Annotated in this window: 16 protein-coding genes; 6 read left to right on the forward strand and 10 right to left on the reverse strand. The window is 64.9% G+C overall.

Features of this window, described 5'->3' with window-relative positions; translation table 11 throughout:
* Window positions 1-68 precede the first annotated feature (68 nt).
* Window positions 69-1181 carry an acyltransferase family protein gene (locus U9J41_RS15000; protein WP_322402995.1) on the reverse strand — a complete coding sequence of 371 codons (1113 nt, stop codon included), beginning with the start codon at window positions 1179-1181 and terminating at the stop codon, window positions 69-71.
* A gap of 136 nt (window positions 1182-1317) precedes the next feature.
* On the opposite strand from U9J41_RS15000, the gene U9J41_RS15005 reads away from it, so the two are divergent.
* A complete protein-coding gene (locus U9J41_RS15005; protein ID WP_482194206.1) occupies window positions 1318-2187 on the forward strand; it encodes a sulfurtransferase in 870 nt (289 codons plus the stop codon).
* Window positions 2188-2203: 16 nt separating this feature from the next.
* Here the strand turns inward: U9J41_RS15005 and U9J41_RS15010 are convergent, their stop codons facing one another.
* From U9J41_RS15010 to U9J41_RS15050, 9 genes are all read right to left on the reverse strand, one after another.
* Window positions 2204-2794 carry a DUF4214 domain-containing protein gene (locus U9J41_RS15010; RefSeq protein WP_322402997.1) on the reverse strand — a complete coding sequence of 197 codons (591 nt, stop codon included), beginning with the start codon at window positions 2792-2794 and terminating at the stop codon, window positions 2204-2206.
* Between the two features lie 118 nt (window positions 2795-2912).
* Window positions 2913-3500, reverse strand: coding sequence for a DUF4214 domain-containing protein (locus U9J41_RS15015; RefSeq protein WP_482194205.1), 588 nt, complete (start codon window positions 3498-3500; stop codon window positions 2913-2915).
* Between the two features lie 229 nt (window positions 3501-3729).
* Window positions 3730-5073: a TolC family outer membrane protein gene (locus U9J41_RS15020; RefSeq protein WP_322402999.1), complete on the reverse strand. Its 1344-nt coding sequence runs from the start codon at window positions 5071-5073 to the stop codon at window positions 3730-3732.
* Window positions 5074-5079: 6 nt separating this feature from the next.
* Window positions 5080-6438 (reverse strand): HlyD family type I secretion periplasmic adaptor subunit, encoded by a 1359-nt coding sequence (locus U9J41_RS15025; protein ID WP_322403000.1) that lies wholly within the window; start codon window positions 6436-6438, stop codon window positions 5080-5082.
* The gene (locus tag U9J41_RS15030; protein WP_322403001.1) at window positions 6439-8181 is read right to left on the reverse strand and encodes a type I secretion system permease/ATPase; all 1743 of its coding nucleotides are present in this window, start codon (window positions 8179-8181) and stop codon (window positions 6439-6441) included.
* Window positions 8182-8360: 179 nt separating this feature from the next.
* Window positions 8361-8867: a hypothetical protein gene (locus U9J41_RS15035; RefSeq protein ID WP_322403002.1), complete on the reverse strand. Its 507-nt coding sequence runs from the start codon at window positions 8865-8867 to the stop codon at window positions 8361-8363.
* Window positions 8868-9194: 327 nt separating this feature from the next.
* A complete protein-coding gene (locus tag U9J41_RS15040; protein WP_322403003.1) occupies window positions 9195-11765 on the reverse strand; it encodes a DUF4214 domain-containing protein in 2571 nt (856 codons plus the stop codon).
* A gap of 151 nt (window positions 11766-11916) precedes the next feature.
* A complete protein-coding gene (locus tag U9J41_RS15045; protein ID WP_322403004.1) occupies window positions 11917-12171 on the reverse strand; it encodes a hypothetical protein in 255 nt (84 codons plus the stop codon).
* A 22-nt stretch (window positions 12172-12193) separates the two neighbouring features.
* Window positions 12194-13498 (reverse strand): FecR family protein, encoded by a 1305-nt coding sequence (locus U9J41_RS15050; RefSeq protein WP_322403005.1) that lies wholly within the window; start codon window positions 13496-13498, stop codon window positions 12194-12196.
* Between the two features lie 177 nt (window positions 13499-13675).
* On the opposite strand from U9J41_RS15050, the gene U9J41_RS15055 reads away from it, so the two are divergent.
* The 5 genes from U9J41_RS15055 to U9J41_RS15075 all read left to right on the forward strand — a co-directional run bounded on the left by U9J41_RS15055 (window position 13676) and on the right by U9J41_RS15075 (window position 19146).
* A complete protein-coding gene (locus U9J41_RS15055) occupies window positions 13676-15577 on the forward strand; it encodes a CHASE2 domain-containing protein (RefSeq protein WP_322403006.1) in 1902 nt (633 codons plus the stop codon).
* Window positions 15574-16815, forward strand: a complete 1242-nt coding sequence (locus U9J41_RS15060; protein ID WP_322403007.1) for a tetratricopeptide repeat protein — start codon at window positions 15574-15576, stop codon at window positions 16813-16815. The genes U9J41_RS15055 and U9J41_RS15060 overlap by 4 nt, the downstream gene beginning before the upstream one ends.
* A 1-nt stretch (window position 16816) precedes the next feature.
* Complete coding sequence (locus U9J41_RS15065) at window positions 16817-17941, forward strand: acyltransferase family protein (RefSeq protein WP_322403008.1); 1125 nt, start codon at window positions 16817-16819, stop codon at window positions 17939-17941.
* Between the two features lie 111 nt (window positions 17942-18052).
* Complete coding sequence (locus U9J41_RS15070; RefSeq protein WP_322403009.1) at window positions 18053-18388, forward strand: VanZ family protein; 336 nt, start codon at window positions 18053-18055, stop codon at window positions 18386-18388.
* A gap of 35 nt (window positions 18389-18423) precedes the next feature.
* Entirely contained in the window at window positions 18424-19146 is a 723-nt protein-coding gene (locus U9J41_RS15075; protein ID WP_322403010.1) for a Crp/Fnr family transcriptional regulator, read from the forward strand.
* Window positions 19147-19240 lie beyond the last annotated feature (94 nt).

A 19240-nucleotide genomic window follows, 5' to 3' on the forward strand; every position in this document is an offset into this window, starting at 1 on the left:
GCCGGATGGGAGGGTTGCATCCAGGCACGGTGACACGCTTGACAAGATGCGGCCGCGTGATCAATCCATCATTGCACGGCGACGCTCGCCTGCACCGGCTTGTCGGCACCGTAGCGGCGACGCATGCGCAGGAACGGCTCCTCGATGCTGTTGTAGCTGAGGGTCGCCAGCGTCCACGTCGCGCCATAGCTGACGGCCACCATGAGGGCGGCGTCGAGCCAGCCGCGCCCGGTCGGGTGCACGAGGCCGACGCGCTGGGCCAGCAGGTGCAGCAGCCCCATGTGCAGCAAATAGAAGGAAAAGCTGACCTTGCCGCCGTGGCACAGCACGCGCTCGACGACGTCCGGCAGGCGCGGCCGGAATCCCACCCAGGCGAGGATGAAGAAAGCCCATCCGGCCGACTCCGCCATCGACCAGAAGATCCAGAACGACGATTTCGGCGTCGCGCCGAACGGCGCCAGGCGGTGCATGGTGGCGGTGTCCCACACGACGAGCGCGGCCGCGGCCACGAGCAGCCACGGCGCATGGCGCTGCAGCGTGGGCTGGTATTGCTGGTACAGCATCGCCGCGAGCATACCGATCAGGAACTGGTCGAAGCGCCCGACGAACGTGCAGAAATACATCAGCGTGCTGTTGTCGTTGACGGTATACGCGGCGAGCTTGAAGAACGCCATCAGCACGAGCAGCTGCAGCACGTAGCGCTTGCCCCGCTCCAGCGCAAAGCGGGCGAGGAACGGGAAGACGAGGTAGAACAGGAATTCGAGGGAAATGGTCCAGGCCGCACCCGTGACCACCGTGCCCGACGTGGGCGCATGGCCGAGGTTGGTGGCGAACAGATACAGCAGGTCCTGCGGCTGGAAATTATCGCGCCCGATCGACGTCGCGACGAGGAAGATCGTCAGGAACAGGGGGAATATGCGGAGCACGCGATTGCGCACGAAATCGCGGTAGACGATGGTCTTTTGCGCCAGCGCGATCTGCATGAACAAAAAACCCGACAGCGTGAAGAACAGTCCCACCCCCGTATGCCCTTCCGTGATGAGGGCCGCCCAGTTGCTCACCAGCGGCGCTCCGCCCAGGCCGCGGTACTCCAGGTGGAAATGAAACAGGAACACGATGGTGGCGGCCAGCCAGCGCAGCTGGTCGATGCGCGGGTTGTATTGCAGGTTCAGCGATTGCATGGAAGGGCCGGAAAGCTTGCACGAAAGAAAAGCATTGTAATGCCAATTGCCGCGAATGCGACGTCTGCGGGGCTCAGCTGCCCGCATTTTCTAGCATATAATAGAAGGCTTCATTTCACGTTCCTCCGCTTTAACGATCATGCACGTCAATATCGCCGCCTACAAGTTCGTCAGCCTCGACAACCTCGAAGAGATGCGCCTGCAATACCAGGCGCTGTGCACCGAACTTGCCCTCAAGGGCACCATCCTGCTGACGCCGGAAGGCATCAATATGTTCGTGTCCGGCCCGCGCGAGGCGATCGACCAGTACCTCGCCTGGGTGCGCAGCGACGCGCGCCTGGCCGACCTGGAGTGGAAGGAAAGCGTGTCGACCGAGCAGTCGCACCGCCGCATGCTGGTCCGCATCAAGAAGGAAATCATCACGATGCGCATGCCGCTGATCAAGCCGGAACTGGGCCGTGCGCCGTCCGTGGCGCCGAAGACGCTCAAGCGCTGGCTCGACCAGGGCCACGACGACGACGGCATCCCCGTCGTCATGATGGAAACCCGCAACGCGTTCGAGGTGGACGTCGGCACGTTCGACAACACGCTCGATTACCGCATCGACAAGTTCAGCGAATTCCCGGACGTCGTCGCGCAGCACAAGGATGCGCTCCAGGGCAAGACCGTCGTGACTTTTTGCACGGGCGGCATCCGCTGCGAAAAAGCGGCGATCCACATGCAGAACATCGGCTACGACCGCGTGTATCAACTCGACGGCGGCATCCTGAAGTATTTCGAGGAAGTGGGCGGCGACCACTACACGGGCGACTGCTTCGTGTTCGACTACCGTACCGCGCTCAATCCCAAACTGGAACCGACGGAAACCGTGCAGTGTTTTGCCTGCCGCGCCGTTGTCACGCCGCGCCAGCAACTGGCGCCGGAATATGTGGTGGGGAAATCGTGTCCGCATTGTGCGGGTGGCAAGACGGCCGGCAGCACGATGGCGAACGAAGCGGGCGCCTGAGCCCGCCGCCCCGTCGTCAACCCGGCTGCACCCCGACGAGGTGCACCGGTTCTTCCATGCCTGCCGTGTAGATCACGGTGCTGATCTTCGCGATCAGCGCATCGATGTTGGCCGGATCGAGGGCATACGCCGCCGAGGCCTCGTCCTTGATCGCGGCCAGGTAATCGTAGGCCAGCGTGTTCGCGTTCGTGCCCGTGTAGGCCAGGCGCTCGTTGGCCTGGTCGAGGTGGTCCGTAAAGATGTCCGCCGTCTGGACCTTGTCCTGAAATACGACGCTGTCGAGACCCTGGGCGCCGCCGGCGACCGACGTCACGACGTCGGCGATGGAAATCACCTTGCTGTCCAGCAGGCCGGCCCAGTAATCGATGCCGGCCGTCTCCGCCGGGCGACCGAACAGGTGCTCGTACACGGTGTCGACGAGCGCGCGGTTGTCCATGCCGCCCACCATGCCCCGGTATTCCGCGGAGGTGGCGAACGCCTGGACCATCTCGGCGAACCCGCTGGGCGTGGCCGCGATCCCGGTCCAGTACTGCAATCCGAAATAATCGGCCGGACGGCCGAAATACGCGACGTACAAGTCCTGTATCTGGGTGCTGAGCCCGGCCATCGTCATCTCCTTCCGTTGCATCGAGGAGGCCGTGGACGTCGCAGCGGCCGCGCCCGCCAGCCTCGTTCACTACTGTCCCAATCGCGAATGCGATATGAAACGTCGGGCACAACGTTGATCAGGCCAGGTGGTGCTGTATGTCAGTGCCGGTCGGGGTGCCCACGATGTCGGCGATCTTGGCGTCGATCACGCCCGGGTCGATGGCATAGGCCGAGGATTGCAGATCGACGATCGTGCCGATGAAGGCCTTGGCCTTCAGGTTGGGCGCCGTGCCCGAATAGGCCGCGATTTCGGCGGATGTGTCGACGTGCTCCGTGAACGTCGTGGCAACGGCCACGCGGCCGTTGTAGACCAGCTTGTCGTTGCCCTGGGCGCCGGCGGCGATGGCGGTCACGGCGTTGTCGACGGTGATCGTGTGGTTGTTCAGCGCGTTCGTCCAGTAATCGACACCGGCCTGCTCGCCGACGCGGCCGAACAGGTTCTGGTACACGGCCAGCACGACGCCCTGGTTGTCCAGGCCTGCATATGTATCCTTGTACTCCTGCGAGCCGGCAAAGGCCGCGGAAATCTGCTGCACCCCGTTGGGATCGGTCGCCAGCACATTGTCCCAATAGGTCAGCCCGTTGGGGTCCGCCGGGCGGCTGAAGTATGCGATATACAACTGCTCGACGGTCGTTGTGTTCGTAGTTGCCATTATTACCTCCATGTCGAAATGTGAGGAAATACTACAATAGCTAAAATATAGATGGCGCCAGCAACCCAGCAGTGCGCATCCATGTTCCGCATGGATACTGTTTCTTTAGAGAAGTGGTTACTTACTGCACTCAGGCAAATTGTTAATTAGATGCAATTTACATGATGGAAATAATCAGCGGAAAAGTCGGGCCGAAAGGAAGCGGCGGCGCCGTACATGGCGCCGCCGGAGGGATGGACATTCAGTGGAAGTAGGCGGCAACTTCACGTACGGCGCCGCCGTCCAGCGTGCCGGCGGCGGCGCGCATGCGAAGCAGGCCGAGCAGGTACATATAGCGTGCCTGCGCAAGGTCGCGCTGGCTCGTGTACAGCTGCTGCTGTGCGTTCAGCAGGTCGAGATTGATGCGCACGCCGCCCTTGATGCTTTGCTCGGTGGCTTTCATGAGCTCCCGCCCGGAAGCCACGGCCTTCTCCAGGGCGTTGATCTTGGCAGTGCTGTTCTGGACGAGGTCGTACGCCTTGCGCAATTCGACCACCACCTGGTTGGCGTGGTTGTCGAAATCGGCCTGCGCACGGTTCCAGTTCGCTGCCGCCTGGCGCGTCGTCGCATTGATCGCCCCGCCCTGATAGATCGGGATATTCACCTGCACGCCGATGGTGCGGTTGACCGTGTTCTGGTTATACGTGGTCAGCGATGCGGCGTCATCCTTGCTGTAGGCGGCGATCAGGTCGACGCGCGGCGCATGCCCGGCCTTGTCGCGCAGGATTTCCAGACGCGCGTTCTCGACGGCCAGGCGTGCCGCCGCCAGTTGCGGATTGTGCGCGAGCGCGTCCACGCGCCAGTCCTCGAACGACTTTGGCGCCATGTCCTGGAAGTGGAAATTGGCCCCGAGCGGATCCAGCGTGCCCGGGTCCATGCCGATCACGCCGGCGAGCGTGTCGCGCATCGCCGTCGCGTTGTCCTGCGCCTCGACCAGCTGGGCCTCGGCCAGATCCAGGCGCGCCTGGGTTTCCAGCATGTCGGTCTTGGTGCCCTCGCCTTTCTCGAACAGGCGCCGGTTGACCTTCATCTGCTCCAGATACATGTCGCGCTGCACTTTCGACAGCGCGACCTGGTCTTCGGCGAACAAGGCGTCCGAATAGGCGCCGACGACGCGCAGGATCACCTGGGCGGTGTCGGACTCGAACTGCCTGGCGCCCTGCTCGGTCTGGACCTTGCCCTGGCGATAGCGCATCCAGCCGTCCAGGTTGAGGATCGGCTGGCGCACCTGCACGGCCGACGAGCGGCTGATGTAGCGCGGGTGCGTCAACTCGTTCCCGAGTTTCGGATTGCTCGAGATGAATTCGACGTCCGCGATGTTGCGGCTGGCCGAATAGCTCGCCGACACCTGCGGCAGCAGGTTCGAGCGCCCGAGGATGCGGTTTTCCTTGGCCGACTCGTTCTCGTAAAAATTCATCCGGTACTGCGGATCGTTCTTCAGCGCGGCCTCGTAGGCCTGCTGCAGGCTGATCGCCGCGGCGTTGCCGCCGGCGGCCAGCAGCACGGCCAGCGCCAGCGCCTTCTTTTTCATCGACACTTTCGCCATCGCGGATCATTCCTCCGACATCGACGACTTGGCGCGATCGAACACCGGCTTGAGCAGGTAGTTCATCATCGTGCGCTCGCCAGTGTTGACGAACAGTTCCACAGGCATGCCGGGGATGATGTTCAGCTTGTGGGCGGCGATCATCTTCTGGCCGGCCGGCGTCACCTTCACGCGCACCTTGTAGTACGGCGTGCCGGTGCGTTCGTCGACGCTGCGGTCGGCCGATACGGTTTCCACCTCGCCCTCGATATGCGGCGTGCGGTTGGTATTGAAGGCGGCAAAGATCAGCTCGACCTTCAGGCCGTCGTGCACCTTGTCGATCAGGTTGACCGGCAGCTGGCCTTCGATGATCAGTGGATCGTCGGACGGCACGATGTCCATCATCTTGAAGCCCGGGTTGACGACGCCGCCGTTGGTGAACACGGCCAGGCCGACCACGGTGCCGGCGACCGGCGCCTTGACCTCGACGTTGGCGAGGTCATACTTCTGCGCCTCCAGGCGCGCGCCCAGGGCTTCGGCTTCCTTCTGGGTATCGGCGAGCTGGGTGCGCACTTCCTTCTGGTAGTCCTGCGTCCGTTGCGACTTGCGCAGCGTGAGCTCGATCACCTGGCTGCGCGAGCGCCCGATGTTGCCGATGTCTTCCGAGATCGCGCCCTGCAGCTGGGCATAGGTGCGTTCCAGCTCCAGCATGCGGTTGCGGGCCACATAGCCTTCCTTGGCCAGGTCGCGCATGCCGTCCAGTTGCTCCTTCAGCAGCTTGATCTGTTCCTTCGTGCTGTCGCGCGATTCTTCCAGGCCCTTGATCTGCACCTTCAGGCCGGCGATGCTCTCGTCCATGCCGGAGAGCTCGCTCTGCAGGGAGCTGGTGCGCGACATCAGCAGCTGGCTCTGCAGGGTCATCAGCTCAGCCACGCGCGGGTCGCTCTTGCGCTGTTCGAGGTCGGGCGGGAAGGCGATCGTCTTGCGGCCGTCGCGCTCCGCTTCCAGGCGCGCCTCGGTGGCACGCGCGGTCAGGTACTGGCTGTCGGTGATCTCGAAGGCCGACTTCGCGACGACCGGGTTCATGCGCACGACGGTCTGGCCGGCCTTGACGACGTCGCCGTCCTTCACGAGGATTTCCTGAATCGTGCCGCCCTGCTGGTACTGCACGGCCTTGCGGTTCGACTCCTTGGCCACGGTGCCGGACAGCGGCACGCCCTTGTCGAGCGGCGCCGTCAGCGCCCACAACAGGAAGCCGCCGACGCCGAGCAGCACGATCAGCCAGCCGAGCCGGCTGTACGGGCGGGCATCGGTATTCACTTCGAGCGGCGTCACGTCATGCGCGATGACTTCCGTCGCTTTTGACTTGTTCTCAATGAGTTTCATTTACTTCCCTTCCTGGGCCGCGGTCGCCTGGCCGGCGGCCTGTGCCTGTTGTTGTGCCGGAGCCGGCTGGCGCGCCGCGGCCTGCTGCGCAGCCTGCTGCGCGGCCTGGGCCTGCTGCTGCAGCGCCGCCAGCACGTCAGCCGTCGGGCCGAACTTCTGCGCGGCGCCATCGCGCAGCAACAACAGCTTGTTCGTCGCGCCGATGATGCTGGTGCGATGCGTGATCAGGACGATGGTCTTGCCGCGCTGGCGCAGGTCCTGGACGGCCATCACGAGGGCTTGTTCGCCGATGTCGTCGAGGTTCGAATTCGGTTCGTCGAGCACGATCAGCGCCGGGTCGCCGTACATGGCGCGCGCCAGGCCCAGGCGCTGTTTCTGGCCGCCGGACAGGCCGGCGCCGCCATCCCCCAGGCGGGTGTCGTAGCCGTCCGGCATGTGCAGGATCATGTCGTGCACGCCGGCGCGCTTGGCCGCCTGCACGACCTTCTCCGGGTCCATGTCGCCGAAGCGGGCGATGTTTTCGCTGACGGTACCGCCGAACAGTTCGATGTCCTGCGGCAGGTAGCCGATGTGCGGTCCCAGCTCGCCCTTGTTCCAGGCATAGATATCGGCGCCGTCCAGGCGCACCTTGCCGGCGATCGCCGGCCACACGCCGACCAGCAGGCGCGCCAGCGTCGACTTGCCGGAGCCGCTCGGGCCGATCACGCCCAGCACGTCGCCCGGGGCGATCGCGAAGCTCAGGCCGCGCACGACGGCATTCCGGGAGCCCGGCGGCGCGGCGGTGACGCCTTCGACCGACAGCGCGCCCTGCGGCTTCGGCAGCGGCATGCCGGCTTCGCGCGCCGGATTCGTTTCCAGCAACGCGGTCAGGCGCTCGTAGGCGCTGCGCACGCTGCCCCAGGACTTCCACACGCCGATCAACTGCTGCACCGGCTGCAGGGCGCGGCCGACGAGGATCGACGCGGCGATCATCATGCCGGCCGTGATCTTGTTCTCGAGCACCAGCAGCGCGCCGAAGCCCAGCACCAGCGACTGCTGCGCCAGCTGCACGAACTTGGTGACGGCGGAAATCTTGCCGGCGGCCTCGCTGGCCTCGGCCTGCAGATGCAGGAATTTACCGTGCATCTTGTACCAGCGCTGCATCAGGTTGGGCAGCATGCCCATCGATTCGATCACCTCGGCGTTGCGCAGGTTGTTGGTCGCCAGGGCCGACGATGCGATCGCCATGGTGTTGGCATCCTTCAGCGGCTGGCGCGTGACGCGGTCGTTGATGACGGCCAATATGATCAGCACGATGGTGCCGCCGAGCGCGAACAGCCCCAGTTCCGGTTCGAACAGGAAGATGACGATCAGGTAGATCGGAAACCACGGCGCATCGAAGAACGCGAACAGCGCATTGCCGGTCAAGAACTGGCGCAGCGTGGTCAGGTCGGTCAGGGCCTGGCCCGCGTTGCCGCCGGCGCTCTTGAGGTTCTGCTCGAACGCTGCCGTATAGACGCGCTTGTTCAGTTGCATGTCGAGCTTGGCACCGACGCGCACGAGGACAAAGGAACGGGTCAACTCCAGGCCGGCGACGATCAGATACGCGCCCAGCATCAGCAGGGTCAGCATCAGCAGCGTGATCTCGTTGCGGCTCTGCAGCACGCGATCGTAGACCTGCAGCATGTACAAGGACGGCACGAGCATCAGGAGGTTGCTGATGGCGCTGAACGTCCCCACCGTCCAGAACGTGCTCTTGAACATGAGCAGGACCTGTCCGATTTCGTTTTTCTTGTCAAAGAGTTTGCTTTTCATTTGTTTGGGAGCACCGGGAATGCGGCGCGATCGCGCCAGGGTCACGCTTCATGCTTGAGAGTAATTAAGCTGAGCGGGCGACACATTATCGCGCAAAACCGCTGAATAATGTGACGTACATCACATTTTTATAACCGAACGTTAATCTCCCGAGCGATATTTTCCAACTGAGCGATGCGGGCGAGCAACACCACCAGTGTCATGACGGGACGTGCGGTCTTCAGGTGGCGATGCGCAGGGCTTGCAACAGCGGCAGGCGATTCGTCAGGAACGCGTCGGCTGGAGAAGCAGCTCGGCCGCCTGCTCTTCCGGTGAATCGATGCGCTTGCCGTCGCGCAGCAGCCTTTCGCTCTGCTGGGCGTACAGGCCGGCCGCAAAGCAGCTTGCGGTGGCGAGTTCCTGCGAGAAACCGGCCTGGGCCGGATTGACGTCGGTGCCGTACTACCGTGTGCCGGGGCGGCATGAATGTTGACGCTGAGACCTTGCCCGGCCCCGAGCTCGCAGGCCGTGCCCACGTCGGGAAAGGCATGGCCGGCATTCAGAAAGGCCAACTTGAGCCGCGCAGGATTCAACGCCGGATAGTAACCGAACGTGTAGCCGATTTCGGCCATATAGCCTTCGCTCCAGTCCACCATGTCAGCGCCATGCCGTCCAAATCGGCATGCTAACACCGGGAGATTGTTAAATGATGAAGGGTGCGCGTGTCGAAGTTGGACGCGTGCAAATAAAAAAGGCATGTCATCGACATGCCTTTCTTCTCAATACCGGGTCGCCCGCCATGCGCATCCCATCCGCGCTGAAACTCAGCAGGCGTGGCCCGCATTCGACAGCGCTGCAGAAACATCGTTTGGCAAACCGTCGGCCGGCACCAAATATAAGGCCAGGCGGAGCCTGGCCTTGTGCTTCCAGGCGCCGCGTACTTCCCGAAGGAAGAGACACGGGGTCCGGATGCGGGTTACTGCTTAGACGGCGTGACCCAGCGACAGGATCAGGGTGTCCAGATTCACGGTACCGGTGATCTTGACGACGGTGTCAGCCGCGTCGATCTGGTTAGGCGTACCTGCGTCGTGGAAGACGTAGGTGTCGCCGCCCAGTTGGAACACCAGGTTGTCGCCCTTGGTCGAAGCAGCCGCGTCCTTCAGTGCCAGGTCGATGTCGGTCTGGGTCGTGGTGAACTTGACTGCCACGCCGTCCAGTGCCGTCACGTGCAGGACGTCGGAAGCCGCCGTCACGTCGGTGGCATCGCTGTTGGCGACCAGCTTCAGGCCGGTCACGGTGTCCATCGCGCCGTAGGTCGAATTGCTCAGCGTGATGGTATCGACAGCGGAGCCCAGCGTGATGGTCTCGGCAGCGGCGTTGCTCGACATGTAGGTCAGGCCGTGCAGGGCTGCGCCATTGTTGGCAGCCACAGCCGACGTGCCGTTCAGGCCCGATGCGTCCACGGTCACCAGCTTGCCGCCGGCGTTGGTCACGGTTGCATCGCCCGAACCGCTCAGGGTCAGGGTAGCCAGTGCGGTGTCGGTCGACGTGTTGTCGAGGACAAAGTGAGCCACGCGGTCAGCGGTCGTGTTGCTTGCGCTGTCCACGGTGTTGGTCAGCGTGACGTGGGCGGTGCGCACGTCGCCCGACAGGGTCGCGGTCACGTCGCCAGCGGCAGCAGCCTTGACATCCAGGTTCAGGATGTCGGCCTTGACGACGACGGAGCCGGTAGCCGACTCGGACACGCCCAGCGTGCCGGCGAAAGTCTTGCCAGCGACGTAGCCAGCAGCGGTCAGGTCGACATCACCGTGGGCGGTGATTGCCTGGGTGCCCACGCCGGTGACGATGCTGCCCGATGCCAGGTCGATACCCGTGTAGGTAGCGGCCAGCTTCGAAGCGTCCAGACCGGTTTCTGCGGTCGAGAAGCTGAGGGTTTCGAAGTTGGTGACCAGCTTGTTGAACACGATGTAGTCGTCAGCGGTGCGAGCGCCTGCGCCAGCGAACGAGATCGTGTCGGTGCCGTCGCCGCCGTTGATGACGTCGGTGGTTGCCAGGACTTTGTCGATGGTGACGGTATCGTTACCTGCGCCGCCCAGGACCGTGACCGGGCCGGTGGTGGCCGACACGCTGATCTTGTCGTTGCCTGCGCCGGCGTCGACCGTGGTCATGCCGTCGCCGGTGCTGTTGACGACGATCGTGTCGTTGCCGTCGCCAGCCGTCACGGTCGCGTTGACTGCAGCGGCCGAGCTGGTGGCTGCCGAGGTCAGGGCGGCAAGGGTGATCGTGTCGTTACCGGTGCCGGTGGTGACGTTGATCAGGCTGGTGTTGCTGGTGCCGTCGATGGTCACGCCGCCGGTCGAACCCGATGCGTTGATGGTCGTGAAGGCCTTCGTCGAACCAGCGCTCTGAGCGACGGTCAGGACGCTCTTCTGGTTGGTGTTCAGGGTCAGCGACTGGACATCCTTGCCGACGGTGACATTCAGAGCCTGGGCAGCCACGGAGCCGCTGCTGTCGCTGTCGGCACGGGTACCGGACACGGTGACCGAGTTCAGGTTCGTGCCGCCGACGTTCAGAGCCGCCGTTTCAGCGACATTGGTCAGGGCAATACTTGCCGCTGCGCCCAATGCACCGACGTTGATATCACCGGCAGTGCCGGTGAAGCCAACGGTCGTTGCAGCGCCCAGGCCGGTCACGGTCGGGGTGCTGGTGGCATCGAAATTGACGTTGGTCGCGCCTTGGAAGACCGATGCATCGACAGCCGAGCTAGCGCCAGTCACGTTGATGATTTCGACGTTCTTGATAGTTGCGCCGACGATGCTGTTGTAGCCGCCCGTCAGGTCCAGGTTCAGGACGTCTTTGCCTGCGCCGCCATCAATGCTGTCGAGCGAAGTCAGGTTCGACGCGTTGAGCGCGCCCGTGGACGGCGTGATGTGCGTGGCATTGATGGTGTCATTGCCAGACGTACCGACGATGATGTCCTGGCCAATGGTCAGGGTGAACGTCTGGCCGACGTTGTGGATGTCGACGATGCCCGACACGGTAGCGTTCAGAGCAGCCGGCGCGATGGCGGCTGCCAGCGAAGCGTCATCGGTCACGCTGGAGATGAAGGTCTTGGCGGCTGCGTTTGCGGCGTCGCCGTCGTAACCCAGCACTTCAGCCGGGGTGTCCAGGGCTGCGGTGAACGCGGTTGCAGCAGCAACCTTGTTGGTGTAGGCGGTCATGTCGCTGCCCAGTGCGCCGGCGGCGATCTGGGTCACGACGTTGTCGACGGTCATCTGGCCGGCGAGCAGAGCCTGGCCCCAGAAGTTCAGACCCGGCAGGTCCGGAGCGTGGCCGAACAGGTTCTGGTACACCTGGGCGACGACGTGGTAGGCGTCCATGTTGGCGTAGGCAGCCTTGTACTCAGCCGAAGCGGCAAAAGCGGCCGACACAGCAGCGGTGCTGCCGTTGGCATTTGCAACAATGCCTTCCCAGTAGGTCAGGCCAGCGACATCGGCCGGACGGTTAAAGTAAGCAACATACAGCTGCTGTACTGCTTCGGTATAAACACCCATCTAAAGCTCCTAAAGAAATTCAATCAAGATTATTTGCAGATTCGGATGTCCCTGCAATCCAACGGTCCGAATGATGACAGAGCGAATAGTGACGTTAATGTGATGGGCATCACAAAACCCAAGATTTTTTGTCACTAACTTGTATCAGCCATCAATCGAATTGGTCGATTATTATTAACAAGTCAAACAATAAACGCAAGCAGTGAGCAAACATGCAATCACGATAACGCCCCAGTGACAAAGATGGAGTTTTGTCCGCTCCGCCTGAAATTGGCGGGCGGGACAAGATATGGGCCGCCCCGTTTTCCCATCCGGCTTTTCTTACAATCGGTAACAATTCGTGAGAATTGGCATTTACTCCAAAAGAAAAACCCCGGAAATCCGGGGTTTTTGTTTGCTCATCCATTTATATATGCATTTCAGGCGCGTCAGTGCGTCCAATAGGTGACGCCGTTTGCCGTTCTCGTATCGTCCAGGCGCGAACGGAAGATATAGCCGGCGCTGCCGCCGCCGGCATTGCTGAGGAATCCGTCCACGCTCATGTTGTTGGCCACCGGGTGCAGGCCCGGATTGTTGCCGATGCGGCCGTTCGAAGCGACGTCGCCCTGCGCGTACAGTTTATAGGTCGAGCCGCCGCCGACCAGGTCGAAGTTCGTCGTGAAGCTGCGCGTGCCGAAGTCCACGTTCAGCTGGCCGTTCTGCATCGCGCCCGCGACCGCGGCCTTGGTCGGGTCGTCGTTGGTGATATAGGCCTGCCCGTCTTTCAGCGCGAAGCTCACGCTGCCGCGCTCGGGCGCGACATAGGCGTCGCCCGCGGTGCGGAACAGCACGAAATTACCGCCCAGGATACGTTCGGCGCCGGCCGGCCCCACGAGCCCGGCGGTCGCCTGCTCGCCCAGCAGCGGCGCCCAGCGTCCCCACTGCAGGGCGCGCGGATTGGCCGGCGGGGTATCGACGTCGACCACCGGCGGCGGCGCCACCACGACCGGCGGCGCCGGCTGCTGCGCCGGCGGCGGCACGATCTGGGCCACCGATTCGCTCTTCTTGGCGTCCAGGACCGGGGCCAGCGGCTCGTCGCTGCGCGGCGGCGACACCTGGTCGGGCCCCGTCGCTCCGCTCAGCAACTGCGGCGCCGTTTCGCCCCGCTTCACCTGCAGCAGCAGGCCGCGCTGGGCCGCCGTCAGTTCGCGGCTGGCCGCGCCTTCGCAGGGGCCGCCGCCTTCCGGCCGGCAACCGCCGCCGAAGCCGCTGACGATGATGCCGCCGGTGAAGACGACGACGCGCGACGTGTCGTGCTCATGGTAGACGGTGAAATCGGTCCCGCGCACGCCGATCGCCGCGACCGGCGTATTGAAACGGAAATTCTGGCGCGCCAGCTTGACCGCGTCGCCCGACTTGCTGCGCGCCACACCGGCGAGCAGCTCGAGCTTGAAGCGGCTGTTGGCCGGATTGGCCTTGTCGATATGGTAAGCGGCGATCCGGGCCCGGGTGCTCGGACGCAGGATGAACAGGCCGTTGTCCGGCGTCTTGACGTACAGGAACCCGTCCGTGCCGGTGCTCAGCAGGTCGCCCTCCTGCACCGCCATGCCTTCCGCGCCCGCCCGCTCGGCCACCTGCGTGACGCCGGCGGTAAATATGACGCGGCCGGCCTCGGCTGCCCGGGCCTGCGCAATGCAAGCAATGGTCGTGATGGCGATGAAAGTGGCGTGGCGCAGCATGATCTTTTTCCTCATTTGCCATTATTCCGGAGCAGCAATCGCTTCTCCTGTGACGGCCATCACATTTTAGAGCAAACTCGGGCGTATTGTTCGATACGGGAGTGCTTCAACTTGTTACTTGGGGGCATACGCAACACGTTATACTTCAGAGTTATCTCCAACAACCGCCGTTTCCAGAATCCAAGGCAGCTGGTGCAATACCCCTTTATCTCCACTTCCACGCCCCGTCCGGACCGCAGCCCGCTCGTGCTGGCGCGGGTCGCTATCGCCGTCGCGGCCGTTTTCCTGACGCTGTGGTCGCAATGGGGACAATCCGCACAGATGTCGTTTTTTGGCAACGAGGTGCTTCGTGACGCGTTTATCCGCCTGCGATCGACGACCGCGCCCGACCCGCGCATCCTCATCGTCGACATCGATGAAGCCAGCCTGAACGAGCTCGGCCCGTGGCCCTGGCCGCGTGCGCGCATCGCCGATCTCGTCGAGATCCTGCTGACCCGCTACGCCGCCCGGGGCGTGGCACTCGACATCGTGATGCCGGAACCGCTCGACGCGGCCGGCGACACCCGCCTCGCCCTGCTCGCGCAACATGGCCCGCTGGTGCTGGCCCAGGCGTTCGACTTCGACTTCGCGCACCTGCGCCCGCAGGCGCTGCGCAACGGCGTGCCCGCCGGCGCCAGCACCGCGTATCGTCCCGGCGGCGGCATCGAGGCCACCGGGTATTTCGCCAACCACGCCGGCCTGGCGCGCGCGGCCCACGTCGGCAACATCGGTTTCATTCCCGATCCGGACGGCGCGCTGCGCCGGGTGCCGCTCGTCACCACGTTCGACGGCCGGCAGTATCCGGCATTGGCCCTGGCCCTGGTCGATTGCTGCAGCGGCAAGCCGCCGCTGGCACTGGACGACACCGGCCTGATGCGCCTGTCCTACAAGCGCGACTGGAACGCATGGACGGTGACCAGCGCCGCCGACATCCTCGGCGAACGCATCGATCCCGCCAGCGCCAGCGGCCGGCTCGTGCTGGTCGGTTCGTCGTCGATGGGCCTCGGCGACCGCGTCGCGACGCCGCACGCCAGCAGCCGTCCGGGACTGGGCGTGCAGGCGGCCGTGCTGTCCGACCTGCTCGACCGGCAACAGGGCACGAATCCGGCGCCATGGCCGGGACGCCTGTTCGCCTGCGCGTTCGGACTGCTGTCCGCCCTGCTGGCCATCGTCGCCTTTCCGCGCCTGCCGGCCATCGCCAGCGTGGCCCTGCTGGGCGTGCTGTCGCTGCTGTGGATCGTGGTCGCCTATTTCACCAGCCGCCACGATCCCGTGTTCGCGACCACCGGTCCGCTGGCGACCAATCTGTTCCTGCTGGCCGTGGCCGTGCCGCACCAGTGGCAGCAGGCGCAGCGCAAGTCGCGCCGCCTGCTCGACACCTTGCGCCAGTACGTGGCGCCGAAAGTCGTCGAACAACTGCTGCGTAGCGACCTGGACAACGCCCTGCAGCCGCGCCACCTGGACGTGACGACGATGGTCGCCGACATGGAAGGCTATACGAGCCAGGTCGAGAACCTGTCGCTGGAAGACGCGTCGCGCCTGACGCGCGAATTCCTCGATTGCCTGACCGGCCCCGTGATGGCGCAGCAGGGCACGCTCGACAAGTACACGGGCGACGGCCTGGTTGCGTTCTGGGGCGCGCCGCTGCCGCTCGAGCAGCATACCGACCTGGCGCTGGATGCCGCCTGCGAGATCCTCGAGCGCGTCGCGCTCCTCTCGTCCGAGCGCCAGCGCGCGGGACATCCCCCGCTGCGGGTGCGCATCGGCATCGAGAGCGGCCCGGCGATGGCGGGCGACTTCGGCACCTCGTTCCGCAGCATCTACACGGCCGTGGGCGACAGCGTCAACACGGCCGCGCGCCTGGAACAGGCCGCACGCGATTTCCCGCACGACGTGATCGTCGGCGCCGGCGCGGTCGAACGCGCCTGCCGCCACCGTTTCCTGCTGCTGGGCGAACGCCACTTGCGCGGCAAGGGCCGCCCGACCATCCTGTACACGCTGGACCGGGCCGCGCACGCCGCCGCCCCGGCCGGCACGCCCGGGCAGCCCGCATGACGCGCACGACGTTCGGCCGCGCGGCCCGGGCCGCCCTCATCGCCTGCCTGTGGGCCGCGCCCGTCCACGCCCAGGCCGGCGACGGCAGCGACCAGCCCGACCTCTACCAGCAGGCCCTGCAATCGATCTCCGAAGGCCGCCGCAACGACGCGTCGCGCGAGCTGGCGCAGCTGGTCCAGCAGGAGCCGCTGCACGCCGGCGCGTGGTTCGACCTGGCCATGACGCAGTGCGCGCTCGGCCACGGCGACGAGGCCGAGCGCATGTTCGCCACGATCGAGAGCCGCTTCCAGCCGTCGCGTGCGCTGCTGGAACTGATCGCCCAGGCCCGCGAGGAAGGCTGCGCGCACTGGCATCCGACGACGTCGCTGCTGCTCGGGCTCGGACGCGGCATCGAGTCGAACGTCAACCAGGGCGCGAGCTCGCGCACGTATGTGTTCGACGGCCCGGAAGGCCACTACGAGCAGACCCTGACCGGCGATTTCATCCCGAAGCACGACCAGTACACGTTCCTGAACGGCGACGCCACGCGCGAACTGACGCCCAACGGCGTCGTCGGCTTCGCCCAGTTCCAGCTGCGCCACTACGACACCCTGCACGCCTACGACAGCGCCTCGCTGTTCGCCGGCGTCGAGGCGCCGTGGCGGTTCCGCCGCTGGAGCCTGCGCACCAGCGGCGCCCTCGGCATGATCACGCTGGGCGGACGTCCCTACCAGCACCAGGCCCAGTTGCAGGTGCGCGTCGGGCCGCCGCTGCCGCTGCCGAACAGCACCCAGTTCAGCGTAGTCGGCAGCCTCACGTACAACCAGTATCTGGCGCTGACCAATTTCGATTCGAACGTCGCGGAGCTGCGCGCCCAGTTCACGCACCGCAACGACACGATGTATGCCAGCGCCAGCCTCGGCGCGCAGCGCGATCATGCGCTGGCCCTGCGCCCCGGCGGCGACCGTGACGGGTGGTACGCGAACCTGCTGTACCGGCGCCGCCTGGGCGAGCGCGCCAGCGCCGAGCTGGGCTATGTGCACCAGGACTGGACCGGGAAAGAAGCCTATTCTCCCGGCCTGATCGACAAGATCCGCGCGCAGTCGACCGACATCGGGCGCGCGAGCTTCACCTACGCGCTCGGCAAGAACCAGTCGCTGCAGCTGGAAGGACGCATCGTGCGCAACCACGAAAACATTTCGATTTTCCAGTACACAGACCGCCAGTTGCAGCTGAGCTGGCAATGGCAGGGTTTCTGACATGACGGCACGCACCCTCGAACAGGCCACGGCCTCGCACGACAACGGCTTCAACCTCGTCCGGCTCGTATGCGCCACGCTCGTGGTCGTCTTTCACGCCTTTCCGATGAATTCGGCGCGGCCCGGCGCGTCCGACCCCGTGAGCCCGCTGCTGGCGCCGCACACCGACCTCGGCGCGCTGGCCGTCGGCGTGTTCTTCCTGATCAGCGGCATCTTCATCAGCCAGAGCTGGGAACGCGACCCGCACCTGGGCCGCTATGCACTGCGCCGCGCGGCGCGCATCGTGCCCGGCCTGTTCGTGTGCCTGCTGTTGACGACGGCGCTCGCGGTCGGCCTGTTTTCGAGCACCGGCTGGCGCGGCATGCTGGCGCCGGCACCATGGCGCTACATCTTCGGCAACACCACGCTGCACTGGCTGCACTACATCATCCCGCCGGAAGAACTCAAGCTGCCCGGCGTCCTGGGCGGCGAGCCACTGAACGGCCCGCTGTGGACCCTGTACTGGGAAGGCCGGATGTACGTGGTGGTGGCGCTGGTCGGCCTCGCCGCCGCGCTGCCGCTGCGCACGTGGATGCGCGGTGCCGCGCTGTTCCTGCTGGCGGCGGCGAACCTGTTCCCGGACGTGATCGGCGGCTACGTGTGGGAGACGCGATTGTGGTCGCTGTTCCTGACCGGCATGCTGCTGCACACGCTGGCGCGCGACCTGCGCGTCGGCTGGCGCCACGTCGCGTGCGCGCTGGCGCTGGCCGGCCTCAATTGGACACGTTCGGCCGCCTTGACGCCGAGCCCGCTGACGTGGTTCGGCATCCTGCTCGTGGCTGGCACGCTGGCGCTGGCCGTCGGGAGCGTCCGACTGCCTTTCGCCGCCCATCTGCAGCGCCACGATTACTCTTACGGCATCTATATCTATCACTGGCCCGTGCTGCTGATGCTGCGCACCGCCTTCGCGCCGCTCGGTCACTGGCGGCTGCTGGCGCTGGGACTTCTCGTGACGGGCGTGCTGGCCGTGCTCAGCTGGCACCTGGTGGAAGCCCCGGCCCTGCGCGCGGTGCGGCGCCTGCTGCGCCGGCACGCCGGCAGTGCGGCGAGCCCAGCGGTGCCCGCGCGTCCACGCGAACGCGCCTGACCTTTTCACTCTGCTAAGCTGCGAAAATGCCGCACCGGCGCGAGAATTGCGCCCTGTTGCGACCTCGACCGTATACAATCATGGCTGGTCGGAATGAGGATAGCGGAACGGATGGTTGTGGATATGCTGTTGCTGGGCGTGGCGGGCGTCGCAGTCGCCGCCGGCTGCCTGGTGCCGAACCGCTGGCTGCCGTCCTCGCTGCCCAACGATAAATTGCTGCATTTCGCGAGCTTTGCCGGCCTGAGCCTGTTAGCCCTGCGCATCGCGCACGACCGGACCGAAGCGGCCATGTGGCTCCTTGGCCTGTTGCTCGGCGGCTGGCTGATCGAATGCCTGCAGGCGCTCGTGCCCGACCGCGGATTTTCCTGGCGCGACATCGGCGCCAATGCCGCGGGCATCGCGACGGCCGCACTGTGCGCCGAGTGCATCCACATGTTTTCCAGATGAAGCCCATGACGTCCACGACGAAGGAAATGCAACGCATGGATCCCGTCCCCGCGGCTGCGCCCCCGGCCGAGGAAAGGCAGATCCAGGTCCACCTGCGCAAGATCCCGCTGCTGGCGGAGCTGAACGACGAGGAAATCATCCGCGTCAAGCAGGACATCCGCATCCGCCAGTACAACAAGCGCGACATCGTGCTGCAGAAAGGCGGCCATGGCGACGGCCTGATGTTCCTGCTGTCCGGCCAGCTGCAGGTCATCGACGTGACGGAGGACGGCCGCGCGATCGGCCTGCGCATGCTCGCGCCGGGCGACTTCTTCGGCGAAATCGCCCTGATCAATAATTCGACGCGCTCGGCCTCGGTGGTCGCGATGACGGACGTGCTGGTCGGCTTCCTGCCGGCGCCCACGGCCATGCACCTGTTCGCCCACTCGCCGTCGGTGGCGCGGCACATGCTCACCCACCTCGCGCAAAAGATCCAGCGCGACTCCGAATTGCGCGCCCTGCTCAGCATCAACAACACGGCCAAGCGCATCTATACGTACCTGATGCAGATGCAGAAGCAGACGCAGGAGCCGGGCGCCCCGATCGTCGTCGAGAACCTGCCCACCCACCAGGACATCGCGAACATGGTCAACACCAGCCGCGAGACGGTCACGCGTGCCCTGCTCACGCTCACCCAGCTGGGCATCGCGCAAAAGGACGCGCACCGGTTGATCATCCGCGATCCGGAAGGCCTCAAGAAGCTGGCGCACGGCGTGTGAGGACGGCCCGGAACCGGTGACATCCGGACCAAACTTCGTTACAACTGTGCTAATTCGTGTGGCGGTACCGTAGAGTATAATCTCGCGCTCACTG

Source organism: Massilia luteola (assembly GCF_034420155.1).
GTDB classification, from domain to species: Bacteria; Pseudomonadota; Gammaproteobacteria; order Burkholderiales; family Burkholderiaceae_D; genus Telluria; species Telluria luteola.

Bases quoted from the DNA above. Each gene is read 5' to 3' on its own strand.
- U9J41_RS15020 (WP_322402999.1), bottom strand. From the start codon at position 5,073: ATGGCGAAAGTGTCGATGAAAAAGAAGGCGCTGGCGCTGGCCGTGCTG.
- U9J41_RS15035 (WP_322403002.1), bottom strand. From the start codon at position 8,867: ATGGTGGACTGGAGCGAAGGCTATATGGCCGAAATCGGCTACACGTTC.
- U9J41_RS15075 (WP_322403010.1), top strand. From the start codon at position 18,424: ATGGATCCCGTCCCCGCGGCTGCGCCCCCGGCCGAGGAAAGGCAGATC.
- U9J41_RS15045 (WP_322403004.1), bottom strand. From the start codon at position 12,171: ATGGATGAGCAAACAAAAACCCCGGATTTCCGGGGTTTTTCTTTTGGA.
- U9J41_RS15040 (WP_322403003.1), bottom strand. From the start codon at position 11,765: ATGGGTGTTTATACCGAAGCAGTACAGCAGCTGTATGTTGCTTACTTT.
- U9J41_RS15065 (WP_322403008.1), top strand. From the start codon at position 16,817: ATGACGGCACGCACCCTCGAACAGGCCACGGCCTCGCACGACAACGGC.
- U9J41_RS15015 (WP_482194205.1), bottom strand. From the start codon at position 3,500: ATGGAGGTAATAATGGCAACTACGAACACAACGACCGTCGAGCAGTTG.
- U9J41_RS15070 (WP_322403009.1), top strand. From the start codon at position 18,053: ATGGTTGTGGATATGCTGTTGCTGGGCGTGGCGGGCGTCGCAGTCGCC.
- U9J41_RS15000 (WP_322402995.1), bottom strand. From the start codon at position 1,181: ATGCAATCGCTGAACCTGCAATACAACCCGCGCATCGACCAGCTGCGC.
- U9J41_RS15060 (WP_322403007.1), top strand. From the start codon at position 15,574: ATGACGCGCACGACGTTCGGCCGCGCGGCCCGGGCCGCCCTCATCGCC.
- U9J41_RS15050 (WP_322403005.1), bottom strand. From the start codon at position 13,498: ATGAGGAAAAAGATCATGCTGCGCCACGCCACTTTCATCGCCATCACG.
- U9J41_RS15025 (WP_322403000.1), bottom strand. From the start codon at position 6,438: ATGAAACTCATTGAGAACAAGTCAAAAGCGACGGAAGTCATCGCGCAT.
- U9J41_RS15010 (WP_322402997.1), bottom strand. From the start codon at position 2,794: ATGGCCGGGCTCAGCACCCAGATACAGGACTTGTACGTCGCGTATTTC.
- U9J41_RS15030 (WP_322403001.1), bottom strand. From the start codon at position 8,181: ATGTTCAAGAGCACGTTCTGGACGGTGGGGACGTTCAGCGCCATCAGC.